This is a genomic window from Novosphingobium cyanobacteriorum (assembly GCF_029436685.1).
Classification (GTDB): domain Bacteria; phylum Pseudomonadota; class Alphaproteobacteria; order Sphingomonadales; family Sphingomonadaceae; genus Novosphingobium; species Novosphingobium cyanobacteriorum.
The window spans coordinates 1-11,274 of the sequence record NZ_JAROCY010000044.1 but is presented as its reverse complement, the minus strand read 5'-3'; the positions used below and the strand labels follow the sequence as shown (position 1 = coordinate 11,274).

Here is an 11,274-nt window from a genome sequence, read left to right as displayed (position 1 = left end):
TAATTGTCGCTCGACGGTTGCTCCTCGCAACAGCAAATGGTAGCCAGAATTCACCAACCGGCGCGGCCACCTATCGGCCATCAAAATTGACGCCGACCGGACACCGTAATCGTCGCGCTACACAGGCGGACGCGATGCGATCGACATGGACATGGCGGCGCGTCACCCAAACGCGGCGCTTTAGCTCCGCCGGGGTCAGCTCGGGCGCACCGGGGCCGCTCACATCGGGATGTTGGTGAGAGCGGCGGTCCGCCTCGGTGATGGCGGCCTGTGCCGCCTGCCGACCATGCGCACCGAAAAAGTCGATCGCGGCGACCTCGTTCAGGCGTTTGCGCAGGCGGCCCACATCCGCCGCCGCGACATACTCGCCCTCACACAGCGCGCGCGCCTCGCGTGCCAACTCCTCATAGTCGGCGTCACGCGCAGCGTCGAACACTCCGCGCAGCTCCGCATCGCCCATGCCGCCGACAAGGCGCGCTTCGAGGATCAGCGCCTCGCCGCCATTTTCGGTGATCTCGCGATGCAGTTCTTCGAACAGCGCGCGCGTGTCCTCGCGATTGGGGAGCGCATGGACGGCGTTCTTGAGCGGCGCGGCCCCGATCGCCTGCAAACGCCGCCAGACCTTCACCCGCAAATAGGCAGGCTTAGCCGGAAGCTGCGGGATCAGGAGCAACCAAGGGGAAGCTTGTGTGTTTGTCATAGTTGTATCGTCACTAGCCTACAAGTGTAAGGGTTGCATCACAAGCCTCATGAGCATAGGACTGCTTATCCCGAAGAAAGAAACCGGAGCGCAATGTCGCGGCTCGCCGGCGGCGCGCTCGCATGACGTGAGGCTTTCCGTGTCGAGTGCGCTGATGAAGGATCAATTATGCTGAAAAAGACCATCGCCTTGGGATTCGCCAGCCTCCTGCTGGCAAGCCCGGCATGGGCAGCGCCGGACTGGTCGGCTGTCGACCGGGCGATAGGACGAGCGGGGGCCGAACAGCCGGGGGGCGTTCACCGCTACAGCTTCCCGCGTTCGGACCTGAGCGTCACGCTGGATGGGGTGACGATCAAGCCCTCCCTCGCGCTCGGCTCTTGGGCGGCGTTTCAGCCGATGGGCGACGAGGCGATGGTGATGGGCGATCTCGTGCTGACCCACGACGAGGTGAACCCCGTTTTGAGCCGCCTGCTCGCAAGCGGTTTTACGATCACCGCGCTCCACAATCACCTGCTCCGCTCTTCGCCTGCGACCATGTACATGCACATTGCCGGCCACGGCGACCCGGTGAAGCTCGCGGCCGCGCTCCGGCAAGCGCTATCAGCCAGTCGGACCCCGCTCGCCGCGCCGCAATCGCCTTCGGCCAGCGCAGCCGCATCGCGGCTCGACCTCGATGTGGCCGCGCTCAACCGGTTGATGGGCGGTGAGGGCAAGACGGCCGGTGGCATCCTCCAATACAGCTTTCCGCGCGCCGAGCGGCTGATGGACGGCGATATGGAGACTCCGCCGACGATGGGCACGGCGACCGCGATCAACTTTCAGCCAACCGGGGACGGCCGAGCCGCCATCACCGGCGATTTCGTACTTGTCGCAAACGAGGTCGATCCGGTCCTGCGCGTGCTGCGGACGAACGGGATCGAGGTCACGGCGCTGCATAATCATATGCTAAACGACGAGCCGCGGCTGTTCTTCATGCACTTCTGGGCCAACGACGACGCAGCCAAGCTCGCCCGTGGGCTGCGCGCGGCGCTCGACAGGATGAACAATCAGAGGAGTTGAACTCGGACGACGGCTCATTGGGCCGTAACCGCCGCCCGCCCGACCCCACGGCCCTTATGCAGGAAGTGGAATGGAACATGGCTAGCAAACGAACTCTCACTGTTGTCGCAGGCGTGGGCGCGGCCGCGCTGGCGATCGCGGGCGTGGCGATCGCGCAAAACCACGAGGCGAACGAAAACCGGATAATCGGCAAGCACAGCGAACGAGACATCCCGCTTGCTCAGGTGCCCGAGGCCGCGATGAACGCGGCACGCGCGCAACTCGCGTCAATAAGCAAAGCGGAGCAAGTCACCCGAAAGGCGGACGGAAGCACGCTCTATGAAATCAAGGGCAAGAACAGCGACGGAAAGACGATCGAACTGTTCGTCACGCCCGAAGGCCAGGTGCTCGGCCGCGAATGATGGATCAGCACGGGGCGCCGGCCGTCGAGGGCCGTGCGCCCCTTCCGAAATGATACTGCGGAATAGGAGACGAAAATGCGGCCAAGGCGATGGATATTGTTATGCGCCGCTTTGGCCGCCCTGCCTGATAGTGCGATCGGCCAAACCGAACCCGCGTCGGCGACGGGCTCGGCGTTGTTCGTAAGCTGTCAAGCGAATGAGCCGCGATGCGGCGCTTACCTCCAAGGCGTGCTCGACATGATGATCGTCGCGCGAAAAGCGGAATGCCGCGCTCCACGCTATGACCGATCGGCGCTGCGCGCGGCATATTTACGCTGGGCGGAGCAGAATAGCTATTTTATGAGTGTTCATATGGTGGCCGGAGCTGAACGCTCGTTAGCGAAGGCTTGGCCATGTCAGTAGCATCGTACCCCGCGGCGTAGCCTGCCCGGCGGCTGCCTTTGAGGGCAGGCGGAGCGTCCGCCTGGCGGTGAATTCCGCCAGCTCAACGATCCCATGTCGCGCCTCAAGCTCGCTAATTAGCCGATGTTCGCATTATGTCTGCCAAATCGTTGTCTGGCGCACAAACCTTGAGGTGACGCCATAGTGGCGGAAAACGGAGGAATCGCGTGGTTGCTCTGCTCTAGCCAAGAGCGACAGAAGATTATACCTAACGGGGGCAACCGTTCGAATGACCCCATCCCATGAAATGTGACAAATGCCAATAATCGGTTATGCCCGGGTATCCACCGACGAACAGGACACCGCCGCCCAGCAGGATGCGCTCCGCGCGCATGGCTGCGAGGTGATCTATGAGGACAAGGCGAGCGGTGCCAGCAAGGAGCGGCCGAGCCTTGCGCGGGCGTTGGAGCGGGTGGGGAAGGGCGACACCCTGCTGGTGGTGAGGATAGACCGCCTCGCGCGTTCGCTGTCACATTTGCTGGAAATCGTCGAGGCACTGAAGGCCAAGGGCGCTTACTTCCGCTCCATCAACGATCCGATCGACACCTCGAGTGCGCAGGGCATGCTGATGACGCAGATGCTCGGCGCCTTCGCAGAATTTGAGCGGGCCTTGATCAGGGAGCGAACAAGGGCCGGGATCAAGGCGGCCGTCGCGCGCGGCGCAAAGCCAGGTAATCCGAAGATGCGCGCCCGCGATCGGATCGCGATCGCGGAACTGCGGATTGTGCAACAAGAGCGTCATCTCAATGAGTTGATCGATGGCCATCGCCGGTGGCTGCCATCAGTGGTGCGCTTGCGCCCTCATTTGCCGTGGTCAGTTGTGCTGCGGCAAATCCGGGCTATCTCGCCTCCGGTGCGCTCGTTCAGCGAACGCACCCTGGTGAAGGCGGTCAAGGCGCTGGTGCGTGCGGGGTATGCGGACCCGGTTCTTCTCGAGCGCGCGGCGCGCATACCCCCCGATAGCCGGATTGCGCGGCTCGTGGCTGATCGTCTCAATTCTGCTCCGCAGTCGTCGCTACGCGAAATCGCCAGTTGGCTATCGCGCGATCTGCGCGAGCCAACGGTACGCGGTAGTTTGTCCTGGACTCCCGAAGGGGTCCGGCGGGTTATCGCACAAGCTCGGTCGCTTCATCTGATCGCCGAAACAGGGGCCGAACCCGGTGAGGGCGGCCTGCGCTAGGCGTCTGGAACGGCCTTCACTTCGACCGTGATCTTGGCCACTTCGGCAACGTCAGCCACCTGCAGCCGGGTCCCGAAACTGCCCGAACGGTGGCGTACTCCCATCATGGGCAAGCGGGCATCGGCCTGGCCAAGCACAGTTCCCGAAGAGGCAAGGGCTTCAACGTGGATATGGCCGCCCCTTGCGCCGTAGCCACGGCGGCTTACGAGCCCCCAAATCTCGACGCCACGCTTGCCCTGGTAGGCATGAGCCCACCTAATCGTGAACCGGTCGCTCGAAGTCTTGGAAACTGGGACCGTTAGTTCCGGCCCCATCGCACAGCCCGAGATCAACATCAGCGTAGCCATGCCAGCGGTAAATCTGGAGAAACGCCCTGTCATATCAGCCCTCCTGATCCATAGAGACATCACATCAGTTCCTCGAGTACGAGCAGCCCGAGAAAACCGACGAAAAACATTGAAGAAATGAGCGGTGTGTCGGGCTTCTCGTGGGCTTCCACGAGCAGTTCTTCGGTTACGAGATAGAGCAGAGCCATTAGACCGAAGCTGAGAAAGCCGGTGATGACCACCGGTGGCAGTGCCGCGACGGGGGTTGCTGTCAGTGCTCCGACTGGCAGCAACAAACCAAGCCCGATTGCGATGGCGAGAATTCTTTGCCGGGTCGCCTGACTTTCCTGCAATTCGGAGGTCACGGATAGTCCGAGAAAAAGGACTTCAAGCGTGAGCGCTGCCGTCAGCAGGATGCCGGCCTTTTCGCCCGCTATGAAGGCGAGGCCCAGAACAAGACCGTCGATGAAGAGATCGATTCCGGTAGCGCTCAGCATGGCGAACGGACCCGATGCCCGTTCTTCCAGTGCCTTGATCGCCAGCATCACGCCCACACCCAGCGCGCCGCCAATCAATGTCGCAATGGGCGATGCCTCATGCTTGATCTGCGGCAGGATCTCGACGGCGGCTGCGGCAAATACCACGCCAGCTGCAAGGTGTTGCGTTGCGCTGACCAGCGCCGGGCCAGGTCTGCGCCAGAGTGCAACCAGTGTCCCCAATATTACGGCGGCGAGAGGGATGAGCGTATAGATCAGAGCCTGCATGGTCATGCGTGCAACGCCTGTTCATCGCTACAAGGTTCCGTTTCGGTCTGGATGGTCGAATGGAGGATCGTAAAACGTTCCTCCAACATCGCCGAGATCGCTGCGCGAACCGCCTGAGGATCGCTGCCGGGCATTGTCACGACATGGCTGGTCAGGCTGGCATCGTCGCCGGCAACTGACCAGACGTGCAGGTCATGCACGCCGGCGACGCCAGGAACCGCACTCATCGCGGCCCGGATCGCATCGAGGTCGGTCCCGCGCGGAACGCCCTGCAGCAGGATATGCGTCGTATCCCGCAGCAGCAGCCAGGTGCGCGGAAGCACCCACAGCCCGATGCCGATAGCGACCGCGGGATCTATCCAGCTCCAGTTGGTGAAATATATCGCAATGGCTGCGCCGATCACGCCGAGCGAACCGAGCATGTCCGCCCAGACCTCGAGGTAAGCGCCCTTGACGTTCAGGCTCGCTTCGCGGCCGCCTGCCAGCACCCGCATCGCGACAAGATTGACGACCAGGCCGATACTGGCGACGGCGAACATGCCGACCGACTGCACTTCCTCAGGCTCGAAGAAGCGCATCGCGCCCTCGTAGAGGACATAGCCCGCCACCACGAAGAGCAGCACGGCATTGAACGCCGCCGCGAGGATCTCGAAGCGGCGGTAGCCGTAAGTGCGCTGCTTGTCGGCCGGCCGCTGGCCGATCTTGATCGCCGTGAGCGCGATCGCGAGCGCGGCCGCGTCGGTGAACATGTGCGCGGCATCCGACAACAGGGCGAGGCTGTTGAACCACCATGCGCCGACGAGTTCGGCGATGAGAAAGGTGCCGGTAAGCGACAGCGCGATGATCAGGCTGCGGGCGTTCGCTCCGCCTGCATGATCGTGCCCGGCCTTGCCATGGCCTTCGTCGCCGGGCTCTCCGCCGCCGTGATTGTGCGCTGCCGCCACCGTCCGCCTCCTCCGTTCAGGCCGTTGAAGCCTCGGCCGCATCCTCATCGGCCACGGCAGCTTCATCCTCGGCATCATCGCGGCGATGCACAAGCGCGTAAAGCGCCGGCAGCATCAGCAATGTGAGGATGGTCGAGGAGATGATCCCGCCGATCACCACCGTCGCCAGCGGGCGTTGCACCTCCGAACCCGCGCCGACATTGATCGCCATCGGCACGAAGCCCAGCGATGCGACCAGGGCGGTCATCATCACCGGCCGCAGGCGCGTGAGCGCGCCTTCCCTCACTGCTTCCAGCAACCCTGCGCCCCGTTCTCGCAGGTCACGAATGAACGAAAGCATGACCACGCCGTTGAGGACGGCAACACCCGAGAGCGCGATGAAGCCCACGCCCGCCGAGATCGACAATGGGATGCCCCGCAACGCCAGTGCTGCCACCCCTCCGGTCAGCGCCAGCGGCACGCCGGAAAAGACGACGCCCGCGTCCTTGACCGAACCGAACAGGGTGAAGAGCAGGCCGAAGATCATCAGCAGCACCAGCGGCACGACGATCTGCAGGCGCGTTGCGGCGGACTGGAGTTGCTCGAAGGTGCCGCCATATTCGATGTAGTAGCCATCGGGCAGATCGACGTCCGCGTCCACCTTCTGGCGCAGTTCGGAAATGAACGAGCCGAGATCGCGCCCGCGCACATTGGCGGTGATCACCGCTCGCCGCTTGCCGTTCTCGCGGCTCACCTGGTTCGGACCGGCCGCGAGCGAGATGTCCGCCACCTCGGCCAGCGGCACCGATCCTCCGCCGGGCAAGGAAACCGGCAGATTTCCGAGCAGGGCGAGGTCCGTCCGCTGCGCCTCGGGCAGCCGCACCACCACATCGAAGCGCCGGTCGCCTTCGAACAGTTCGCCCGCTTGCTTGCCGCCGGTGGCCGTAGCCACGGTATCCTGCACTGCGGCCATGCTCACCCCGTAGCGGGCAAGCATGTCGCGTTTGGGCGTGACCGAAAGCATCGGCAGGCCGGTGACCTGTTCGATCTTGACGTCTTCTGCCCCGGCGATGGTGCCGGCCACCGCCTCGATCTTCTGGCCGGTTTCGAGCAGTTGATCGAGATCGTCGCCGAACAGCTTGATCGCGACATCGGCGCGCACGCCCGCGATCAGTTCGTTCATGCGCATCTTCACCGGCTGGGTGAACTCATAGTTGTTGCCGGGCACCTCGCTCACCGCCTGGTTCAACTCCTTGACCAGTTGGTCCCGGGGTTTGCGTGGATCGGGCCATTCGCTCCGGTCCTTGAGCATGATGAAGTTGTCGGCAACCGAGGGCGGCATGGGATCGGTCGCGACTTCGGGGGTGCCGATCTTCGCAAAAACCATCTTCACCTCGGGAAACTTGCGGATGCGCGCCTCGAGCGCCTGCTGCATCTGGACAGACTGCGAAAGGCTCGTCCCCGGAATGCGCATGGCGTGCATGGCGATATCGCCCTCATCGAGATCGGGGATGAACTCGGACCCGAGGCGGGTTGCTGCAAGGCCGCTCACCGCAACCAGCCCGATCGCAATCGCAATGGCCGCCTTGGGCCAGTCGAGGGTCTTGTCGAGCATTGGGCGATAGCCTCGCCCAAGCCAGCGCATCAGCCAGTTTTCCTTCTCCTCGACCTTGCCGGTAACGAACAGCGCCACGGCCGCGGGAACCAGTGTGAGCGAGAGGATCAGAGCCGCCGTCAGCGCCAGCACGACGGTGATCGCCATCGGGTGGAAGGGGTGACTACACGAAAGTGACGTATCTGCACGGAAAGGGCGAACGGATAGCGAACGTCACGCGGCAAGTAGGGAGTTGACGGCGCGCAGCGGTCGCAAGGCGTCCGGATCGGGTTGATCTTCAACATTCCAGCTATAGTCACCGGTCAGCGAGATATGCTCCCAGCCCAATGGCGCGATGTGGCGTGCGATTTCGTCGGCTGTGCCGATGTCCGCCAGCGCCATTTCGAGATAGCGAGTGTTCCACAAGATGATGGCGGCGACGAGCAGGTTGAGGCCGGAGGCGCGATAGGTCTGGTTCTCGAACCGACGATCGCGCAGTTCGCCGAGCTGGTTGAAGAAGAGCGCGCGGGCGAGCGCGTTGCGGGCTTCGCCTTTGTTGAGGCCCGCCTGGGTGCGCCGGCGCAGGTCGATGTCGCGCAGCCAGTCGAGCATGAAAATGGAGCGTTCGAGGCGGCCCAGCTCGCGTAGTGCGAGGGCCAGTCCGTTCTGTCGCGGATAGGCGGACAAGCGGCGCAGCATTGCCGAAGCAGTGACGGTGCCGGTGCGGATCGACGTGGCGAACCGCAGCAGTTCGTCCCAATGCGCCGCGACATGACCCAATGCGATCGGTTCGGCCGTCATGCCGGCAAGCAAGGGGCCGGATTCTTGGCCGGGAAGGAGGTGTAAACGACGCTCCTTGATGTCGCGCAGGCGCGGCGCGAAGCGGTAGCCGAAGAAGGGCATGAGGCCGAACACATGGTCCGATGCCCCGCCCGTATCGGTGTAGTGCTCCTCGATCGTCAGGCCGGTCTGGTGATACAGCAAGCCATCCAGCACATAGGGCGCTTCGCCAGCGGTCGCCGCGATCACCCGACTTGCGAAGGGGTCATATCGATCCGAGACATGGGTGTAGAAGGCAACGCCTGGTTCGTTGCCGCTGCGCGCGTTGATGTCGCCGATCGCGGCCCCACGGCCCCCGGCATGAAATTGCTGTCCGTCGCTCGACGAAGTGGTGCCGTCTCCCCACAGCGCGGCGAGCGGCATGGCGCGATGGGCGTCGATCAGCCTTCCCAACGCTTCGCCATAGGCGGCTTCGCTGATGTGCCAGTCGTGAAGATGGGCGAGCTGACGCAGACTTGCGCCCCGGCAGGTTTCCGCCATGCGTGTGAGGCCGAGATTGATGCCATCGGCGAGGATGACCGTGAGCAGCGCATTGCGATCGTCGGCTTCCCGGCCCGAACGACGATGGATGAAGCATTCGCTGAACCCGGTCCAGGCATCGACCTCCAGCAGAAGATCGGTGATCTTCACGCGCGGCAGTCGATCATAGGCGGCGCGACGGGCAATCTCGGTGGCGGGCGGTGTTGCCGCCTTCAGCGGCGAGATGATGAGACCGTTTTCGTCAAGCTTAACCTGGGGCAGCTCCCCTTGCCGTGCAAGGACCGTTACCTGCTCGATCGCCGTGTCGAGCCTGGTGCGCCGTTCCTCGATATGGCGCTCGAAATCCGTTTCGATGGCGAGCGGCAACGGCCCCTTCTCGCGCAGCGCCGCAAAGGTCGCCGGCGGTATGAGATAGCTGTCGAAATCGCGAAACTGCCGGCTTCCCGCGACCCATATATCCCCGGCTCGCAACCGCTCGCGTAGTTGCGACAAGGCGCATAGTTCATAAGCGGCACGATCAACGATGCCATCCCGCAGGACGAACGGGCGCCATGCGGGCGGCACAAAGCGTAGCGGCACGCGATCAGGCAAGCGCCGTTTGCCGGTCCGATATAGCTCCGCGATGATGGCCAGCGCTGACAGGAGCCCCTGAACCGCGCCGGCGCCGCGAAACTCGAAGGCGTTGAGAAAAGCGCCGACAAAGAGCTTCACCGTCCGATGCCGCTCGATCAATTCGGCGGTGCGATCGACGGTTTCCGGTCGCCCGAGCACTTCGGCCTGCTCGACGGCCACGGCGAAGTGCTGCCAGTCCAGCGCCTCGATCTGCGCCAGAGAATCCACGCCCTTGCTGCGCGCGTCGATGAGGAGGCGGCAAGACCCCGTGAGCGTCCGGAGGTGGCCTTGCAACTCGCGCACCGTCTTGAGGGCTTTGTCGCGGGTCCGGTTCTCGGCGCGGCGCGCCATGCTGCCCAACAGCTTGTCGAACATCGTCAGGGTGGCGTCGGTCAGGCTTTCCTCAAGCCGGATGCCGGTTGCCGCCAGCGTCGCATGGCGGCGCAGGGCATTGAGTTCGCCAAGGTGCTGGGGTGTGATGCGGCTGCCTTCGTCCGCCAGCCTGTCAAAAGTCAAAGCCGGGATCATGTCGGCACGGGCGCGATCGAGGCCCAGCGCGCGGATATAGGCGAGCCGTTCGATCAGGCGCAGGATGTTGCGCGCTGCCGGCGATTGTGGCGCATTGCGCATCCAGGATAGCCATGTCGCGACCTGCCCCGGTCGTCGGGCCAGCAAATCGTCCAGGCCCTGAAGGGTGTCAGGCAGCAGGCCATTCGTGAGCACTTCATAGGTAAGCTGTTCGGCTTGCTGGCGCGCCCGCCGCAGCACCGCTTCGAGAATCGACGGAGAAGGCAGGAGGATCTGCAGGCGCCGGAGTTCATCGACGATGACGTCTGCCATCTGGCCGGGGTGTATGATGGTCTGCGCGATTGGGACCGAGAAGGCGACAACTTCACGGAAAGCGTTGCGGTCAAAAATCCTGAACCCGTGCGATCGTCGGATTTCGACGAGATGCTCGCGACGGGTCTGGTCCCGATGGGCATAATCCGCGAAGGCTGCCGGCGCGACGCCGAGTTGCTGCGCCACATAGGCGAGCACAGGAGCGGGCGGGACTTCGCCCGCTTCCAGCGCACGGCCAGGCCATCTCATATATAGCATGAGCATCGCATAGCCGAGCCGGGTGGCATCGCCGCGACGGCGGCCGACAATTTCCAGGTCGTCGCTGGTCAGCGTATAATGACGCGCGATCTCGCGCTCATCGAGCGGCGCGCCATAATGCCTCGCCCAGATTTCCAGGCTCACCAGTCGCCGTCTCGCCAAGCATCATCTCCTTCGCTTTGCGTGTCCGTCAGACGGTCCTCTGGCGGCCAACAGGAATATGTCCGTTAACTCTGGACCTGTAACGGCGATTCGGACAAGATCGCATAATGACGGGAAAACGGACAGGATCGGGCATCATGTGGCGCTGATCGGCTATGCGCGCGTCTCGACCGCAGACCAGAAGCTGTCGCTCCAGCTTGACGCGCTGAACACTGCCGGGTGCGACCGTATATTCGACGATCACGCATCCGGGGCAAAAGCCGATCGGCCTGGCCTAACCGAAGCGCTCGCCTATTTGCGCCCCGGCGACACGCTGGTGGTCTGGAAACTCGACCGCCTCGGCCGCTCGATGAGCCACCTGATCGAGAAGGTCGGCGAGCTTGCGGCGCGCGGCATCGGGTTCCGCTCACTCACCGAGAATATCGACACCACCACTTCGGGCGGCATGCTGGTGTTCAACATCTTCGGCTCGCTGGCCCAATTCGAGCGTGACCTGATCCGTGAACGCACTCATGCCGGCCTCAAGGCCGCACGCGAGCGGGGCAACAAGGGTGGTCGCCGGCCTGTCGTTACCCCCGACAAACTACGTAAAGCGCGGGCGCATATCGCAGCGGGCCTCACTGTTCGTGAGGCGGCGGCCCGGCTCAAGATCGGCAAAACCGCCCTATACAAGGCTCTGGAAAACGCGTGAAAC

10 protein-coding genes are annotated in these 11,274 nt (G+C 63.6%); 5 read left to right on the top strand and 5 right to left on the bottom strand.

The features are described 5' to 3' along the window. Positions 1–70: 70 nt before the first annotated feature. On the bottom strand, positions 71–628 hold the full coding sequence (locus tag POM99_RS21595) for a Chromate resistance protein ChrB (protein ID WP_277280811.1): 558 nt from the start codon (positions 626–628) through the stop codon (positions 71–73). A 240-nt stretch (positions 629–868) separates the two neighbouring features. Between POM99_RS21595 and POM99_RS21590 the strand changes: the two genes are divergently transcribed. The 4 genes from POM99_RS21590 (at position 869) to POM99_RS21580 (ending at position 3,781) form a co-directional block, all read left to right on the top strand. Continuing rightward, positions 869–1,759 carry a DUF1259 domain-containing protein gene (locus tag POM99_RS21590; protein ID WP_008603797.1) on the top strand — a complete coding sequence of 297 codons (891 nt, stop codon included), beginning with the start codon at positions 869–871 and terminating at the stop codon, positions 1,757–1,759. Continuing rightward, on the top strand, positions 1,756–2,160 hold the full coding sequence (locus POM99_RS21585; RefSeq protein ID WP_228165648.1) for a PepSY domain-containing protein: 405 nt from the start codon (positions 1,756–1,758) through the stop codon (positions 2,158–2,160). The genes POM99_RS21590 and POM99_RS21585 overlap by 4 nt, the downstream gene beginning before the upstream one ends. Before the next feature lie 75 nt (positions 2,161–2,235). Further along, positions 2,236–2,562: a Rap1a/Tai family immunity protein gene (locus tag POM99_RS22535; RefSeq protein WP_223178489.1), complete on the top strand. Its 327-nt coding sequence runs from the start codon at positions 2,236–2,238 to the stop codon at positions 2,560–2,562. A 295-nt stretch (positions 2,563–2,857) separates the two neighbouring features. Further along, entirely contained in the window at positions 2,858–3,781 is a 924-nt protein-coding gene (locus tag POM99_RS21580) for a recombinase family protein (protein ID WP_277280807.1), read from the top strand. A gap of 406 nt (positions 3,782–4,187) precedes the next feature. Here POM99_RS21580 and POM99_RS21575 read toward each other — a convergent pair whose 3' ends face one another. From POM99_RS21575 to POM99_RS21560, 4 genes are all read right to left on the bottom strand, one after another. Then, positions 4,188–4,871, bottom strand: coding sequence for a ZIP family metal transporter (locus tag POM99_RS21575; protein WP_277280813.1), 684 nt, complete (start codon positions 4,869–4,871; stop codon positions 4,188–4,190). Between the two features lie 2 nt (positions 4,872–4,873). Next, entirely contained in the window at positions 4,874–5,815 is a 942-nt protein-coding gene (locus POM99_RS21570; RefSeq protein WP_277280805.1) for a cation diffusion facilitator family transporter, read from the bottom strand. A 16-nt stretch (positions 5,816–5,831) separates the two neighbouring features. After that, the gene (locus POM99_RS21565; protein WP_438823047.1) at positions 5,832–7,556 is read right to left on the bottom strand and encodes an efflux RND transporter permease subunit; all 1,725 of its coding nucleotides are present in this window, start codon (positions 7,554–7,556) and stop codon (positions 5,832–5,834) included. A 66-nt stretch (positions 7,557–7,622) separates the two neighbouring features. Next, positions 7,623–10,580 carry a Tn3 family transposase gene (locus tag POM99_RS21560; RefSeq protein ID WP_031286087.1) on the bottom strand — a complete coding sequence of 986 codons (2,958 nt, stop codon included), beginning with the start codon at positions 10,578–10,580 and terminating at the stop codon, positions 7,623–7,625. A 139-nt stretch (positions 10,581–10,719) separates the two neighbouring features. On the opposite strand from POM99_RS21560, the gene POM99_RS21555 reads away from it, so the two are divergent. Next, a complete protein-coding gene (locus POM99_RS21555; protein ID WP_004213210.1) occupies positions 10,720–11,271 on the top strand; it encodes a recombinase family protein in 552 nt (183 codons plus the stop codon). Positions 11,272–11,274 lie beyond the last annotated feature (3 nt).